Source organism: Marinomonas sp. 5E14-1 (genome assembly GCF_039939215.1).
Classification (GTDB): Bacteria; Pseudomonadota; Gammaproteobacteria; order Pseudomonadales; family Marinomonadaceae; genus Marinomonas.
In genome coordinates this window covers 52269-69249 of record NZ_JBDXMW010000001.1, presented here as the reverse complement: position 1 = coordinate 69249, position 16981 = coordinate 52269, and the positions used below count along the sequence as shown (strand labels likewise).

Genomic DNA, 16981 nt, shown 5'->3' with positions numbered 1-16981 from the left:
ATGGTATTAACCTGCTGGATTTCGTTGAAACGCCGAACGAAGCAAACCAAAACCAGCGACAGAAAACAGTACAGAAGAAACCCCATTTACCCAGTGTTTGGCTTTCTTATAGGCGCTCATAACACCTGAAAATGAAAAACAAATGGAATAAAGGGAGTTGACCACAAATCCAAGCACCACACAAAGAGCAAACGCCGCTAATAATGTGAAGAGGTTGCCATCGTTACCCATTCCGACTGAAAGAGCAGCCATCCAAGCAATGACAGATTTAGGGTTAGATAAGTTCAAAAGTAACCCACGTATAAACCACGCCTTCCCTGTTGATACATTGTCATTGGATTCGAATGTATCTTGTTCGGATGAAAAGCTGGCCTTAGCGGAAACATAAGCCAACCTCAGTAAATAAAGACCTCCGAATACCTTTAATGTCATTAAAACATACACTGAACTTTGTAGAACGGCACCTATTCCGCTGGCGGCAATAACTCCCCAAAAAATAAGACCGAAAGATAATCCCATGGCATAAATTAGACTGGTTTTACGTCCTTTGCTCATGGCAATGGCAGCGTTCGAAATATTGGCTGGCCCCGGCGAAGCCGCAACAATAAAAAAGGCAATCCCAATACTTAACAAAGACAGTAAATCCATACTCTTATCTCCACATAATGCGCATCTTTTGATCTATTTTTATATGAAATAGCAGAGTTATTGTCGAGCTTTTTCTGGATGGCTTTTCAAAGCTTTATATTCACTGAACAGAAAAGTGTAGGTCATGATAAGGGAGGAGCTACTGCAATCTGATATTTCTACAAGGTTTCCACCTTCTGTATTTAGACGTAGATCGCACTTTATAGTGCAGCAAGATAAAAAAAACGGGAATTTGGCACGGAAGAGAAGAACTCCCTAAATTAAGATGTGCAGCTCTACTTGATAGCATGTCCCTTAGTGTTTTTACAATAAGTGCTATGCTACTATGGATTTTGAGCGTCAATTCAGGGAGTTCAAGTAACCAGTCGTAATGTTTAAATAAATACGCTTGATTGCTTGAAATGATATTTGATTTTTAGGTTAAAAATACTTATTTATTAACCAATAAAGAAGCTATCTTAATTAGAGATTAGAGTTATATAAAGAAGCATGTCGATTAGCCAAGATACTCGTAGTGACGAGATTAAATCATTATATAGAGCATTACCAATAACAGTTGGCTGCCTTATATTGTGGGCGCTGGTAGTCGCGGCTGCTCTTAATCTAGTCGGCGGACAGCTTTCTAATTATCCATCACTGATTAATATTGCTGGTAAACAGCGCATGTTAAGCCAAAAGTCTGCGTTTATTGCTGTGTCCATGCATCAAACTGTCAATGATACTGGATTTCCGAATAGTGCTCAGTCTTTAAATGATACCCTTAACCGCTTACTGAACAATCAGGATTTCATTACTAAGACGATTAATGACAAAGACTTAGTTGATTATTATCAGCATAATAATGTTGCTCAGAATACAGTTGATTATGTAGATTTTCTTAAGCGCTATTCGTACCAAAACGATGATATAAATAATGGAATAGATATTGAGGAAGTCAGTGCTCGTTCAGAAGCTATATTGATGATACTTGATGCTGCTGTAAATGAGATACAGTTACACAATGATAAAACGGTTGCTGATTTATTGGTTGTTCGAATTGTCTTATGTATATTGTCTATTGCATTATTGATTTATTTATACTTTTCTTTTATAGCTAAGCCATTAAACCGAACTATGGTTGCGTCTAATCTTAAAAATCACGCGATTATGCGCTTTAAACGTTTATTTGATAGTGCCTCTGAAGGATTAGTGGTGTTTGATGCTAATTGGCAGATCGTACATGCAAATGAATCTGCTATGTCGTTAGCTCTTGTAAAAAATGATGGTGACAGCTTTAAACAATTTTGGAATCAAGACATTGGTGGTAAGCTTAAACCTCAAATCATCGATGAAATCACTATAAGAGGAAAATGGGAAGGGGAAATCAAAACGAATAAAGAAGGAGAAACTTGTTTATCAGTAAGTATTATTAGAATAAACGATGTTAATGATGAAGTTGATTTCTATGGTGCTGTTTTACGAGATATTACTGAATCAAAGCAAAGAGAAACTAAATTACATAATTTAGCTTTATATGATTCATTGACTGGACTTGCCAACCGTCCCAATATTTTGACTAGTATTGATCTAGAGTGTGAGTCTTCCTGTTTAACTAATCGTAATTTCGCCATCTTATTTATAGATGTAGATGGTTTTAAGCAAGTTAATGATGGTTATGGTCATGAAGTAGGTGACCAATTGCTTACTGAAGTAGCGAATCGTCTTACACGACAAGTAAATAGCTCAGATTTAGTCGCTCGTTTAGGTGGTGATGAGTTTATCATATTGTCAAAGAACTTTGACAATCATTCTGCTATAGAGTCTTTGGCAAAGCGTATTTTGTCATCGCTTCGTGATCCTCTGTCATATGCTGAACGAAGCATACAGATATCAGCAAGTATAGGAATCAGCCTTTTTCCCGATGATTCTGATAATTCTACTGGTTTAATTAAACGTTCTGATATTGCAATGTATACAGCCAAACAAAGAGGGAAAAATCAATTTGCTTTCTTTAACTCTAATATGGAGCAACACTTAAAAGAACGATTTTCATTTGAAGAAGACCTTAAGTATGGACTTGAAAATAATGAGTTTTGGCAGGTTTTTCAGCCTATAATAAATTTGCAGACAGGTGTCATTGTGGGTTATGAAGCACTTTTGAGATGGCAAAGTAAAAATCGTAAAGATGTACCGCCAAATAGCTTTATACCTATGGCTGAATCTCTTAATCTTATGTTTGATATTGATGCCTGTGTATTTGAGAAAAGCTTAGAAGCAATTGAATTATTGCCGGCTAATTGCTACTTTTCAATAAACCTATCTCCAAACCATTTCTCCAATACTGATTCGCTAGCCAAATTTTTAGTTCAATTGTCGTTATTGGCAGGTGAGCACAATATTATATTTGAAGTGACTGAAACGGCTATAATTAAAGATTTGGAGCAGTCAATCAGAGTTATTGATATGATTCGTGGGGCAGGTTATTTAATCGCTATAGATGATTTTGGGACAGGTTATACCTCTTTTTACAATCTTAAGACTCTTGATTTTGATATTATTAAAATTGACCGCTCATTTGTTAGCGATGTATTAACCGATACTCATTCACAAAGCATAGTGAAAGCTATTGTTAATCTTGCGTTAGACCTTAAGATTAAAGTTGTTGCAGAAGGAGTAGAGAATCAAGCTGTATCTGACTATCTCCTTTCACTAGGGTGCGATTTTGCCCAAGGCTACCATTATGAAAAACCCAAACCACTTGCCGATTTTATACGCATGCAAAATTGAGCTTTGCTATATCGTTAAGGCTCTTATTATGTCAAACCTACATCTCAGTGCATAATACAGTCTACTAAAAGGCCTTCTTTTGTCGCATTCCTCTGAATCCAAACCTTCCGCTGGCGCTTATCAAAGTTTGTTGCCGATTCTTCGTTTTATTAAGCCTTACAAAGTTAAGGTGGCTTTGGCCTTGTTCTTTCTCGTTTTCACGGCGGGGATCAGTTTATCTGTGGGACAAGGCGTAAAGATGGTGATAGACAGCGGGTTTATTTCTGGCTCAGTGGAACAACTTACCAGCACTATTTTGTTGCTGATTGGCATGATCTCTCTGTTGGCTTTTGGGACCTTTTTTCGTTTTTACTTGATGTCGTGGCTTGGTGAGCGAGTAAGTGCTGACATTAGAAGTGCGGTGTTCAATCAGATCATTCGTTTGCACCCAAGTTACTTCGAAGAAAACCGCAGTGGTGAGTTGATGTCTCGACTCACGACAGACACCTCTTTACTGCAATCTATTATTGGTTCGTCTTTTTCTATGGCGTTACGCTCGCTTTTTATGTTGCTGGGCGGTCTGATTATGTTGTTCGTGACCAATGTTAAGCTGTCTATGATTGTGGTGGTTTGCGTTCCTTTTGTGCTGATTCCTATGGTGGTGTTTGGGCGACGTGTGAGAAAACTTGCATCGAGTAGTCAAGACGCCATTGCCGATATTGGCACTTATGCGGGCGAGATGATTCAAAACATCAAAGTGGTGCAAAGCTACAATCACGAAACTATTGAGCAGAAAGCCTTCAGTCATGAGGTTGAAAAAGCCTTTGATGTGGCGAAGAAGCGCATCAAGCAGCGGGCGTTTTTGTTTGCGGCGGTGATCTTATTAACCTTTGCGGCGATCAGTGTCATGTTGCTCGTTGGTGGCATGGATGTGATCGCTGGAAGAATGACAGGTGGTGAGTTAGGCGCGTTTGTTTTCTACTCCATTATGGTGGCGATGTCTGTGGCAACGGTGGCAGAAGTGTATGGCGAGTTACAGCGTGCGGCCGGTTCGGCAACGCGCCTGTTGGAGTTGTTGCAGATTGAGAGCATGATTACCTCACCAAGCCACCCGCAACACCTTCCTGAAAAACAGTCGGATCAAGCTTTCCTTGCGATTGGTTTTCATGATTTGGATTTTTACTATCCTTCTCGTCCTGATGTGGCGGCGCTGAAGAATATCAATCTTACTATCGAACATGGGCAAACGGTGGCGTTGGTTGGGTCGTCGGGCGCAGGTAAAACCACCATGTTTGAAATGCTGCAACGTTTTTATGACCCACAAAAAGGGCATATCACAATCAATGATGTATCTATTGAGCAGCTATCATTATTTGAGTTACGTGATGTGATGGGCATGGTGCCACAGCATCCGGTATTGTTTAGCCATGATGTTATGCACAACATTGCTTATGGTAAAACTGATGCATCATTTGAAGAGGTTGTTAATGCGGCAAAGCGTGCCAATGCCCATGACTTTATTGAGCAATTACCTAATAGCTATGAGAGCTTTTTAGGGGAGCAAGGTGTGCGTTTGTCTGGCGGACAAAAGCAGCGTATCGCCATTGCCCGCGCTATTTTAAAAGACCCTGACGTGTTATTGCTTGATGAAGCGACCAGCGCACTTGATGCACAAAGTGAGTTTTATGTGCAAGGGGCATTGAATGAGTTAATGGCTGATCGAACGACGCTTGTGATTGCTCATCGTCTTGCGACCGTGATTCATGCGGACAAGATTGTAGTGATGGATAAAGGACAAATCGTTGACACAGGAACGCATCAATCTTTGTTGGTCTCATCGCCGTTGTATCAGCGTTTGTGTGAGCTACAGTTTAATCAAGCGAATAAATGAATGGCTCATAGTCGTTGCTATTAGAAATCATTACTCTTTGAAAATGACACGGTTACGCCCACCTTTTTTTGCTTCATATAATGCTTTATCTGCGATTTTAAAGAACTCAGAAAATGATGTTTTCTCTTCAGAGCTTTTTGTAAAACCAATGCTCACAGTTATTTTAATAATGCTTCCCTTAGGGGTAGTTATCTCTAAGTTCTCTATTGCTAGTCTTACATTTTCAGTAATCATTAATACATCGTCAAAAGATATATTAGGTAGTACAGCCATAAATTCTTCGCCACCTATTCTGGCAATACGATCTATCTTTCTTAATTCTGCTTTAACTGCATCCGCCGTGCTTTTAATAATTAAATCACCAATATCATGACCAAAATTGTCATTTACTTGTTTGAAATTATCTAAATCCAAAACCAATAAATACAGGTCTTGTTGGTTTTTTTGAGATAGATTAAAAAGGTTTTCAAAAGAAGAAATGATTCCTCTACGGTTTAATAGAGAAGTTAAGGGGTCTGTTTCGGTTTGTTTTGCTAAATCAAGAAGTATTGACGTTCTATTTTTGTCATAAATAGTCGAAAAGAAAATACTACAGAGTAGAGCGCCAATTGTTCCCAAAATTGTATTGACGGTAAATCCTTTTTCTGGAAACTGGATAACAATATTTGTCAGAACTGCTACATAAATACAGCTAATGAGCAGAGAAGCTTTAAACCCTAATTTTTCACCTAAAAGGAAAAATGATAAGAAGGGCACGAGTGCGACCCAAACGATACCGCCGTCTTCAATGTTATTAGAAAATGCTCCTGACCCTATTATTGTAGCAATGACAATCAGGCCGAAAATAATACCTAAAGAGTTCAGGCGGTTTTTATGCTCCATGTAAGCTATTAGTAATAGAATGATACATCCGATTGCTTGTAAGGCAGCATCGAGATATAGCTTGGTATAGAAAAAATCGATCATGACGAAAATAGCTAGAAACAGCGCGCCAATTAAAGAGCCTTTAAAAATGATGCGCTTATATTCTGCACTATTAATGATATCTTCTTGTGCTATTACTTTTTTGTCTTTTTTTATCATGTTTTCCAGGTACTTTTATTTCATCTATCATTTTCTATTAACTGCATAATAGAAGAGGTCAGACATTTTTTGTTACGTGATGGTTATACTGAAAGTATCATTATAACGAATCAGCTTGATGATTACTCTATGATGCAAAATGGATTATATTGCTGCCGGTTTTGCTTTTCTTTCTTGAAGCTCAATTCTCAGTAGCTTGCTCAGATAAAGCCACGTAAGCCGTGGTGAATGCGCCTTCTTGAAAGGCACGTAACCCTGTTGCTTTGAATGGAATCGGCATTGGGGTCTTTTGCAAAACGTCTTTGATTGTCGCAGAGTTGAATAGATCAACTCGTACTGTTTCGATCAATTGTATTGCTGCTTCGATTTTGAAACCGACGGCGCCGCCAGCAAATTTGCCTTTGGTTGGGCGTTCTTTAATAACAGCCCTTGTTACTTTGTAATCTTCAAACAGCTTTTTAAGCATGAATTGGAATTTTCGAACGGCTTCACTGTCGTTTGAATTGCTTAGCGTGTGTCGTATTTGGCGACAATCGGTTATTTGAAAAAGTCCGTCTTGTTTGGACAAAAGGCAAAGAATAACTTCGCTGCCTTTGATCTCGATACCGCAAGTAATCATAGTATTGATCCTGAATAGGGTGGTTTTGGCCATTATCGCACACTTCATGCGATTGACGCAGAGTAAAAAATACTGGCTGTGAGAAGGGAAACGAGTCAGATCTAGTGTGAATGCATCGAGTTGTGGTTTATTGCACTTTTTTGATTGTGCTGTCTCTTATTTTTTATAAGAGTATTGTAGTATTTCAAAATATTATTTTGTCAAATGACAAAACACGATATTTTCTACTGAAAATTCTTTGAAAATGGTTTTTTACTGTAGAAATGTTTTCCTTTAATTCTTGAAAATTAGGCTGCATAAAATGACTGCTTCCTCGCCAATGGGTGTTTCTCGTCCTCAGGTGAAATCTTTAGATGAAATCCTTCCCCGTGAACCTTTACTTATGATGGGCGCTGGCCCAGTACCCATTCCTGAGCGTGTCGCCCGAGCCAACTCAGTGGTGATAAACCATCTTGGTGATGTGATGGCAGAGGTTATTGGTCAGGTTAAGAGTATGGCACGTTATGTGTTCCAGACTGAATCTAAGTGGGTGATTGGTGTTGCAGGCCCTGCTTCTGCTGCGATGGAGATGGCGGTGGCGAATCTTATGCAGTCGGGCGAAAGCATTTTATGCATCAACAATGGTTTCTTTAGTCATCGTATGGCGGAAATGGCGTTGCGTGTTGGAGCGGATGTACATGAATTGCATGTGGGTGTTCATGAAGCGGCTGATCCCGAGCGAGTGAGAAAAGCCATAGAAGAAGCACGTCCAAAAGTATTAACCATGGTGCAAGGTGAAACCTCTAACACTGTATTCAATCACAGCTTGGAAGAGATCACGAAAATCGCTAAATCTTACGGCTGTTTGGTGGTTGTGGATGCGGTTTGTACGCTCAGTACCATGCCGCTGAAAATGGACGAATGGAAAGTCGACGTTGTGATTACAGGTGGTCAGAAAGGTTTGTCGTCTATCCCTGGTGTATCCTTGTTGGCGTTTTCTGATGAAGCCTGGGCAGCGGCGAAAAATCGCAGCAAGCCACCAGCTCAATGGTGTTTCGATATTCAATTGGCCGAGAATTTTTGGCACAAAGACGGCTATCACTACACTGCGCCTGTGTCTGGCATTATGGCCTTGCATGAAGCGTTAAAACTGGTGTGTGATGAGACGTTAGAAAACCGCTTTGCTCGTCATTTACGTTGTTCAAAAGCATTGCAGTCTGGGATTCAAGGAATGGGGTTGGATCTCTTCATACCTAACGAATCTCGCTTGAACTCTGTCATCGGAATTAACATTCCAGAAAGCTTAACTGCGAAGCAAATTTGCCAACACATTTCAGAAATGTACCGAGTGGAAATTGCAGGTTCGTTTGGACAGCCTATCGTGCGTATTGGTCAAATGGGCGAGCAATGCCGCGAACATAACTTGTTCCGTACACTGCATGCTTTTGGTAGCACAATGCGCGATTTAGGCATTAAAGTTGACCAGCCAAATGGCATGGCAGAAATGGAAAGCTACTTGCAAAAAACACCTCGTCCTCTTTATCAAGTAGCTTAATTGTCATTACTTTTTATGAGTCAAATGCCTTTTGTTTCCTGAGAGACAGAAGGCATTTTTTTGTCTGACTGTTTATTCGGCATTAGGCTGGCAAACAAAGCGCCTAGCGTGATCAGCGTGCAAGCGGTGATTTGTCCTGTAGTTAATTGCGCTTCTGTAAAGAGCCCCAGCCAAATCGTAGAAAGCGCTGGTGCTGTATAAGAAAGTACACCTAGCAAAGATAAATTGCCTTTTTTAACGCCCATATCCCAGCAGAAAAACGCTACTCCTACAGGACCAAGTCCTAACCCTAGAACCGCAATCCATGTAGAAGCAGGGAAAGACCAGTTTTGTTCTTCTAAGGCCAAATGAGAGCCGCCAGCCAATAAAGTCGTGACCAAGCAATACCAAAGTACTGAGCTTGAAGGAACCGCGTGAAATCGTCGATTGGCCACCGAATAACTCGACCAAATTAAAGCGCAGGCAAAAGCAGCGCCATAACCTGTCCAATGATATGCGTTGTCTATTTGAGAGTCAGACACTTGCCCTTTGCTTTGTAGCATGATTCCTGTGCCAATAAAGGCGATAACAGCACCCACTAAATGCGCCCAAGACAAAGAATTTCCTTTTGTCATTCCAGCCATTAAGACGATCAGAAGCGGCCATAAATAGGCAATTAATCCAGCTTCTACTGGTGGCGCATGTTGAAAAGCGTAGAAGTAACAGAAGTGATAAAAGTAGAAGCCTAAACCGCCCATTAAAATGGCGCTTTTAGGTGTGAGTTGCCAAGAGCGTTTCAACTCGCCTTTTAGTAAATACACAATAAAGAAGAGCATGGTCGCCACGCCAAACGTGAGAGTCAGTAATAAAAGCGGCGACACTAAATTGGCTTGTGTCGTGAACAGAGCCAGTGTGCTCCAAAGTAAAATCGCGATGCTGCCGATTAAAGTGGCTCTTGGGTTGTGTTTGGTCATGGTGCTTCCTAAAACATCTTGCTTGGAATTTATGTGTTGGTTCAAACGTCTAGCCGCTCAAAAAAGTGATTCAGCAAACGCTAAGATGAATGACTTTTTGGTCGGCGTAAAGATGACCTAATGTTACGTGTTTTCTTGCTGAGCGGTTGTCAAAAATGCCTATTATGAATTGTCAAAAGTGATGATGTTATCCGCAAAAAAGTTTAAGTGGCCATAATTTAATGAGAAATCTTAAACCATGACAGGATGGTGACAGGTTTGGAGAGTAAGGTTTACGCAATCTAGTTTACTGAAAGTCTACTTTTCGGGACATGATTACCTAACAAAAAAAATAACAAGCAGGAGACTGTCATGCTTAATACCTTTTCTTTGAAATCCCTTCTTATTTCTAGTGCTGCCGTTTTAACGGTTGCCAGCCAAGCTTACGCGTACGAACCCGCTCGCAGTGCAGAATGTATCGCACCAGCAAACCCTGGTGGCGGTTGGGATTTTACTTGTCGTAGTGTTGGTAAGGTTTTAGTTGACCTTGAATACATTAAAGGCAATGTTCAAACGGTGAATATGTCTGGTGCGGGTGGCGGTGTTGCTTTCGCTCACACAATCAGTAAACGTGCGAAAGATGACAACCTAATTGTGGCTGCAAGTACAGCGACAACAACCCGTCTTGCTCAGGGCCAATTCCCTGGCATGAGTGCTGACCAAGTGAAATGGGTAGGTACTTTGGGTGCAGATTACGGCATCATCGCCGTTGGTAAAGATTCAAAATACACCTCTCTTACTCAAGTAATGGAAGCGTTGAAGAAAGATCCAAGCTCTGTGAAATTTGCTGGTGGTAGTGCTTCTGGTGGCTGGGATCATTTGAAAGTCTTGATGACAGCGCAAAAAGCCAATGTTGGAAAACTTCCTCAAGTTCGTTACTTAGCATTCAGCGGTGGTTCTGAAGCGTTAGTGCAAGTGGTTGGTGGTCACGTTGATGCCTTCACTGGTGATATTTCAGAAGTAAAAGGCTTTATGGATTCTGGCGATTTACGCGTTCTAGCTGTGCTTTCTGAAGCTCGCTTGCCAGCCCCTTTCGATAGTATTCCTACTGCAATGGAGCAGGGCATTGATTCTATCGCTCCAAACTGGCGTGGATTTTACGTACCAGGTAACGCGAGCTCAGACTCTTATGACTGGTGGGTAAATACAGTTGATGAATTGTACGAAACACCAGAATGGAAAGATGTTATGGAGAAAAACGGCCTTATCCCATTCCACAAGTCTGGTACTGAATTTGACCAATTCGTGAAGAACCAAACGATGGACATCAGAATACTTTCTCAAGATATTGGTTTAATTAAATAACACCTCTCAAGTGATTTTGAACCGCTATTTGGAGGGGGTAACCCCTCCTGTTTTCTTTTTATCCCTACGATTTACTTACATGGAGCAGAGACATGCGCATAAATGATCGTGTGTTTGGCATGCTGATGTTGATTCTTGCCGTGGCCTACGGTTGGGAAGCGACTCAGTTCCCCGTCCCTTTTGGTGGACACGAAAGTGTTGGACCTGAAACTTTTCCTATTATGCTATCCATCATTTTAGGCATTAGTTCGATTTACATGATTGTTCGTCCAGACCCAGATGAGAAGTGGGCGCCAGTGGCGATGCTCATCGAATTGAGCGTTGTTGTTCTTTCCATGCTGGCTTTTGCTTGGGCAATTGAGCCGATTGGCTTTATGCCTGCCGCGGCCTTGGTTGTGAGCTTTTTAAGTTGGCGTATGGGAGCAAGTATTGCTAAGAGTCTGATCACAGGTGTGACAAGCTCAGTAATCATTTTCTTCCTATTCAATAATGTGCTTGAACTAGCACTGCCTCTGGGTCTATTGGAGTTTTAATATGGATACTATGAGCTTATTAATGAACGGCTTTGCCGTTGCATTAACGCCTGAAAGCATCATGTTTGCCATTGTTGGTGCTATTTTGGGTACCTTGATTGGTGCTTTGCCGGGTCTTGGCCCTGCGAACGGTGTGGCGATCTTGATTCCTCTTGCGTTTAGCTTGGGTTTATCGCCAACCTCTTCTTTGATTTTATTAACCTCTGTTTACGCGGGTGCCATGTATGGTGGTCGTATTTCTTCTATTCTGTTGAATATTCCGGGTGATGAGCCTGCGATGATGACCTGTTTAGATGGCTATCCTATGGCGCTGAAAGGCAAAGCCGCAGAAGCCTTAGCTATCTCTGCCATTGCCTCTTTCATCGGTAGCTTTATTGCGACAATTGGCTTGGTGATTCTGGCGCCTATCTTAGCTAAATTCGCTTTAAAGTTTGGCCCTTCAGAGTACTTTGCTTTGTTTGCGCTGGCATTTGCCACTCTTGGCGGTATAACAGGTAAAAACCAGTTTAAAACGCTAATGGCTGCGGCAATTGGTTTGATGATTGCCTCTGTTGGTATCGATATTTCTACTGGCGTTCAACGCTTTACCTTCAACACGCTTGAGTTATTTGAAGGGGTAGATTTCATCATCGCCATTGTTGGTTTGTTTGCGATCAGTGAACTGCTGTTTTTCTTAGAGCGTCACGCGGGTGATGGCTTGAAACAAGTGGCTATTAACAAGCTGAAATTGTCTCCGAAAGACATTGTGAAAGTGCTTCCGGCTTCTTTCCGTGGTGCTGTGTTGGGCTTTGTTGCAGGTGTTCTTCCGGGGGCGGGTGCTTCTTTGGGAAGTTTTATTAGTTACACATTGGAAAAACGTGTATCTGATAAAGATAGCTCATTTGGTAAAGGTGATTCTCGCGGTGTTGCAGCGCCAGAAGCTGGTAATAATGGCGCCGCGTCTGGTGCTTTGGTGCCTATGTTGACTTTAGGTGTACCTGGAAGTGGTACAACGGCTGTATTGTTGGCGATGTTGATTTCTTTGAATATTTCTCCTGGCCCTATGTTATTCCAACAAAATGCTGACCTAGTTTGGGGGGTCATCGCGGCGATGTTTGTGGGTAACCTTGTGTTGCTGTTATTAAACATTCCAATGGTTGGTATCTTTGTTAAGCTGCTGAGTATTCCGCCTAAATACTTGATGCCAATCGTGACGTTAATCGCATCGGTTGGTATTTACTCAGTGAGTCATAGCGCGTTAGATTTGTACTTCATGGTTGGCTTTGGTGTGTTGGGTTACATTTTCCGTAAAGTCGATATCCCTCTTGTACCGATTATTTTGGGTATGTTGCTCGGGCCTGAAATGGAGAAAAGTTTACGCCATGCATTAGTTCTTTCCGACGGTGACTGGAGTGTATTATTCAACAGTGGCTTAAGTATTGGTCTTTGGACGGTTGCTATCCTTGGATTGATTTTACCTATCATTGTTGGACCGATCGTTAGAGCGAAAATGGCGAAGTCAAAAGCTATATCAGAAGACAGTTAACGTCAAAAAATTGCCGTTAATTTTTTAATTCGAACCGTTTTTTTGGCGGTTCGAATTTTTTCGTTTAAATAAAAAGACAATATATAAAAATAATAAGATGGTTGAGTTTTTATGCGGATTTTAGTAGTTGAAGACACTCAAATTCTAGGGCAAGCAATTTGCGAGCGGTTAACAAGCCTAGGTCACGGTGTCGATTTGATCGGAGATGGTAAACGAGCGGATGAATTGCTGAAGTACCAATCTGTCGATTTGATCTTGTTGGATTTGAACCTTCCAGGGTTATCTGGCCTGCAATTGTTACAAAAGCTGCGTCAGCGTGAAGATGGCACACCTGTTTTAATTTTAACTGCTCGTGATCAGATAGAGGATCGAATTCGATTATTGGATGAAGGCGCTGATGATTACCTAACCAAACCATTTGATTTTGGTGAGCTAGAAGCTCGCTGCCGAGTTTTGCTACGCAGAAAGCAAGGTTATGCAGCTAATACAACTGAGCATGGTAATATTCTGGTGAATCGAGATAGCCGTCAGGTGTTTATTGATGGTGAATTGACGGCCATTACCAACCGTGAATTTCGTTTGTTGGAGATTTTTCTTGGCCATTTAGGGCGTGTTTTGAGCAAAGACGAAATCACCGATCATTTGTTTAATTTCAATGAAACACCTGGGCCAAACGCTATAGAGCTGTATGTTGGTCGCTTACGTAAGAAAATGATTAAAGGGGATTTAACCATCAATACGCTAAGGGGCATTGGTTATGTGGCCGAAATCTTTACACCATCAAAATCTGAGTGAAGAGGAAATTACCGCATTAAATAAAGCGCCTTCTTTGCGTTTCCGTTTTATTTTGGCGGGTGTTTTAGTCATCAGTATTATTGCGGCATTGGCTGTGAATTTGGTGTTCGATTACAGCCGTAAATTAGCGGATTTATCTTATGATCGTCTATTGCGCAGCGCTTTGTTGCAGATGGATGAAAATGTCGGCTTGATCCGAAACGAAGTCAGTATTGATATTCCTTGGTCTGCCTTTGCTACCTTAGCGCAAGCAGATGAAGACCGCGTTTTTTATAAAGTAGAAAGCTTAGAGCAAGGTTACATTACAGGCTATGAAGACCTTCATAGTTTGCCGCCCAATCCTCCAGTGTTAAATCAAATCCAATTTTACAACCAAGAATATTCTGGCGAAATGGTGCGCTTTGCTTGGCTTGAACGCCACCTTACTGACCCCGAAGGGGCGCAGACTGTGCGAATCATATTGGGACATACTCGCTTATCACGAGAAGAAATGGCTTCCGCTGTGACGCGCCGAGCGGTAGAGGTTGTAGTGCTAATTGCCTTGGTTGCGATTGCGTTGATCGCCATAGGGAGTCATCTTGTTTTAAGGCCGTTGCATCGTATCGAACGGGCATTAGAAGACCGTGCTATGGGAGATTTAACGCCAATTAATATTAATACGCCAAAAGAAACACACCATTTAAAAGTGGCCATTAATCATTTCATGGTCAGACTGCAAACTAACTTGGAACAGCTGGAAAATTATACTGCCGACGCAGCGCATCAATTGCGCACTCCATTGGCCAGTCTACGTGCTTTGGCTGAAAATGCACGAGACAACACCTCCCCAGAAAGACAACACGAAGCGCTTGAAAACATCGTGAAGCAATGTGATGCCTTAGGGCAAACAGTGACCTTGTTGCTCAATCAAGCGGTTGTTTCCCATCGCTTACAAACACAACGTTTAGAGCCTGTGGATTTGTTGGAGCCGATCACAGAGTCTTGCCGCGAACAGGCGGTGACGGCGTTGCATCAAGGTGTTTTGTTGTCTCTTGATTGCACCATAAAAACGGCCTTGGTATTGGGTGATAGCTTTGCGATTCAGCAAATGATGCAAAACCTCATTGAAAACGCAGTGCGTTATAGCGACGCAGATATGGAACATGCATCGGAGATCATTGTCCAAGTTCAGGAGTTCGATGAATTCTATCGCATTAATGTGATTGATTACGGTGTTGGGATTCCAGGTGGCGAAAAAGAACTGGTGTTTGAACGCTTTTATCGAGGCCGATATGACATGGCGGGCAGCGGTGTTGGTTTGGCTATGGTGAAGGACATTGTGGATCACCACTCCGCACGTATATTGATATCGGATACGGAACCGAAGGGCACCACTTTTCAGGTTGATTTTGCCAAGTTTAGAATGGGGAGTCGCTCCGTATGAAATCATCATTTGTGATGAAAAAAGTCATTATTGCGTTAGTCGCGTTGCTTTTCAGTGTGATTAGTTTAGGCGTATTCGCCAATGACGCGGTTTGGTTTGGAAATAAAAATGCGACACGTATATTGCACATAAATTCGACCATGGATTTGGCTTCTTTTGAACCGATTTTAAATGAATTTGTTTCCCTTTATCCGAATATTCGATTGGCTTATCGAGATGTAAGTACGCAGGATTTGTACTTTCTCGTTATGGAAGAAAAGATGGAATCTGTTGCCAGTTTAGCCATCAGCAGTGCGATGGATTTACACCTTAAATTAGTTAACGACGGGTACGCTCAAACCTACCAATCAGAAGTCACTACACTCTTGCCAGACAACTTTAAATGGCGGGATCAGCTGTTTGCCTTTTCGCTAGAGCCTGTTGTGATGTTGGTGAATAAACAGGCTTTCCCCGGTGCTTTGCCTGAGGATAGACAGTCTTTATTGCAAACCATTCGACAGCATGGCAAAGAGATGACTCGGCGGATTGGAACCTATGATATTCGCCAGAGTGGTGTTGGATATTTGTTAGCAAGTCAGGATGCGCGACAAGCCGACGCAACATGGGGGCGTTTGCTGGAAGCGTTCGGCAATCACGACATTCAAACCTACTGTTGCACTCATGAAATTATCGATGATATTGCGAGCGGGAAATTGGCCGTTGGCTATAACTTACTTGGTTCTTATGCGTCACAAAGGGCACAAGAAGATGATCGGCTGAAGATGATTTTGCCAAAAGATTACACTCTTATGTTAATGCGGACGGCATTCATCCCGAATAATGCTCCGAATGTTAGAGATGCAGGGCTGTTTCTGGATTTCTTATTATCTGATACGGCTCAACAAATGATGCAGACTCAGGATCTTTTATTTCCTATCCAACCTGACGCGAATAATCCAAATAACTTATATGTGGTCAGTGCGCCGGGACCCACTGGCGTGATAGAGCTTGATCAGCAACTTTTGGTTGGACGAGATTTTGCGAAGCAAAAGCGCTTTATTCGTAACTGGGAAGCAGCTTTAGAAATCAAGGAAGAATAGCGGGCGTTACGAAGAAAAAGACTGACTACGGTAGCGCCCAGGTGTTATTTGATAATGTTTTGAAAAGAGCTTTACCAACACACTAGCGCTGCTTAATCCAACTTGATAGGCGATGTAGTCTAAACTTTTGTTGGTGGATGATAACCATACTTTGGCTTCTTCTAAGCGGCGGTTGAGCAAGTATTGTTTTGGTGTTATGCCAAAGTGACGTTTGAATAAAACACTTAATTGGCTTGGGCTTAAGTGTACGTCTTCAGCCAGTTCCGCTAGGCTCCAAGAGGCTTGAAAGTCTTTATCTAAACGCTGTTTTGCTTTTGTTAAGCGGACATCAGAATGACTGATTTTGTCTTGAGGGATCGGCAATAGATGCTCAAGTAAATTCAGAGCTTGGTGTGTTTTAACGCTGTTATTGGCTTCTGTCGTTAGACTAGACAGAAAAGGTAAATAAGCCTGAGCTTGTGGTGCTAAGTTAATAAAATTGAATTCGCTTTCGATTTTATGGTCCCAGATAGGTAAGGCATTTAATACCAAACAGCGATTGTCTTGTTCGGCTAAATGAGTGTGATCTTGGCTGGTGGAAATATAGCAAGCTTGACCAAAGTGAATAGGCTGTTGGTGCTTTTCGACTTCCAAATGCAGGCTACCAAAAAGCGGAAGAACAATTTGAGTGTGAGAATGAGAATGTGCGTCAGCTGTGCCCTTATAGGAAATAACCTCGATAGAATTGCGCATCGTATTAGCTCCTTAAAAAGGTGACTGCTTTCTTAATTCTGTAATAGAAACACATTACTTTGTGGGACTTTTTGAAG

The 16981-nt window shown here is 41.6% G+C and carries 14 protein-coding genes; 9 read left to right on the top strand and 5 right to left on the bottom strand.

Features of this window, described 5'->3' with window-relative positions:
* Nucleotides 1–6: 6 nt before the first annotated feature.
* On the bottom strand, nt 7–648 hold the full coding sequence (locus tag ABFY09_RS00320) for a LysE family translocator (RefSeq protein ID WP_347982301.1): 642 nt from the start codon (nt 646–648) through the stop codon (nt 7–9).
* A 489-nt stretch (nt 649–1137) separates the two neighbouring features.
* On the opposite strand from ABFY09_RS00320, the gene ABFY09_RS00315 reads away from it, so the two are divergent.
* Nucleotides 1138–3414, top strand: coding sequence for an EAL domain-containing protein (locus ABFY09_RS00315; protein WP_347982300.1), 2277 nt, complete (start codon nt 1138–1140; stop codon nt 3412–3414).
* Nucleotides 3415–3493: 79 nt separating this feature from the next.
* Entirely contained in the window at nt 3494–5284 is a 1791-nt protein-coding gene (locus ABFY09_RS00310; protein WP_347982299.1) for an ABC transporter transmembrane domain-containing protein, read from the top strand.
* 30 nt (nt 5285–5314) lie between these two features.
* On the opposite strand, the gene ABFY09_RS00305 is transcribed toward ABFY09_RS00310, so the two are convergent.
* Complete coding sequence (locus ABFY09_RS00305) at nt 5315–6367, bottom strand: GGDEF domain-containing protein (protein WP_347982298.1); 1053 nt, start codon at nt 6365–6367, stop codon at nt 5315–5317.
* A 181-nt stretch (nt 6368–6548) separates the two neighbouring features.
* On the bottom strand, nt 6549–6986 hold the full coding sequence (locus ABFY09_RS00300) for a DUF3010 family protein (protein ID WP_347982297.1): 438 nt from the start codon (nt 6984–6986) through the stop codon (nt 6549–6551).
* Nucleotides 6987–7287: 301 nt separating this feature from the next.
* Between ABFY09_RS00300 and ABFY09_RS00295 the strand changes: the two genes are divergently transcribed.
* Nucleotides 7288–8520, top strand: a complete 1233-nt coding sequence (locus tag ABFY09_RS00295) for an alanine--glyoxylate aminotransferase family protein (RefSeq protein ID WP_347982296.1) — start codon at nt 7288–7290, stop codon at nt 8518–8520.
* Between the two features lie 20 nt (nt 8521–8540).
* Here ABFY09_RS00295 and ABFY09_RS00290 read toward each other — a convergent pair whose 3' ends face one another.
* Nucleotides 8541–9473 carry an EamA family transporter gene (locus ABFY09_RS00290; RefSeq protein ID WP_347982295.1) on the bottom strand — a complete coding sequence of 311 codons (933 nt, stop codon included), beginning with the start codon at nt 9471–9473 and terminating at the stop codon, nt 8541–8543.
* Between the two features lie 351 nt (nt 9474–9824).
* Between ABFY09_RS00290 and ABFY09_RS00285 the strand changes: the two genes are divergently transcribed.
* The 6 genes from ABFY09_RS00285 to ABFY09_RS00260 all read left to right on the top strand — a co-directional run bounded on the left by ABFY09_RS00285 (nt 9825) and on the right by ABFY09_RS00260 (nt 16172).
* Complete coding sequence (locus tag ABFY09_RS00285) at nt 9825–10817, top strand: tripartite tricarboxylate transporter substrate-binding protein (RefSeq protein ID WP_347982294.1); 993 nt, start codon at nt 9825–9827, stop codon at nt 10815–10817.
* A 92-nt stretch (nt 10818–10909) separates the two neighbouring features.
* Nucleotides 10910–11350, top strand: coding sequence for a tripartite tricarboxylate transporter TctB family protein (locus tag ABFY09_RS00280; protein WP_317004454.1), 441 nt, complete (start codon nt 10910–10912; stop codon nt 11348–11350).
* A 1-nt stretch (nt 11351) separates the two neighbouring features.
* Nucleotides 11352–12875: a tripartite tricarboxylate transporter permease gene (locus tag ABFY09_RS00275; RefSeq protein WP_347982293.1), complete on the top strand. Its 1524-nt coding sequence runs from the start codon at nt 11352–11354 to the stop codon at nt 12873–12875.
* Nucleotides 12876–12986: 111 nt separating this feature from the next.
* Nucleotides 12987–13670, top strand: a complete 684-nt coding sequence (locus ABFY09_RS00270; RefSeq protein WP_347982292.1) for a response regulator transcription factor — start codon at nt 12987–12989, stop codon at nt 13668–13670.
* Nucleotides 13633–15093 (top strand): sensor histidine kinase, encoded by a 1461-nt coding sequence (locus ABFY09_RS00265; RefSeq protein ID WP_347982291.1) that lies wholly within the window; start codon nt 13633–13635, stop codon nt 15091–15093. Before ABFY09_RS00270 ends, ABFY09_RS00265 begins: the two co-directional genes overlap by 38 nt.
* On the top strand, nt 15090–16172 hold the full coding sequence (locus tag ABFY09_RS00260; protein WP_347982290.1) for an ABC transporter substrate-binding protein: 1083 nt from the start codon (nt 15090–15092) through the stop codon (nt 16170–16172). Before ABFY09_RS00265 ends, ABFY09_RS00260 begins: the two co-directional genes overlap by 4 nt.
* 6 nt (nt 16173–16178) lie before the next feature.
* Here ABFY09_RS00260 and ABFY09_RS00255 read toward each other — a convergent pair whose 3' ends face one another.
* Nucleotides 16179–16904, bottom strand: a complete 726-nt coding sequence (locus tag ABFY09_RS00255) for an AraC family transcriptional regulator (protein ID WP_347982289.1) — start codon at nt 16902–16904, stop codon at nt 16179–16181.
* Nucleotides 16905–16981 lie beyond the last annotated feature (77 nt).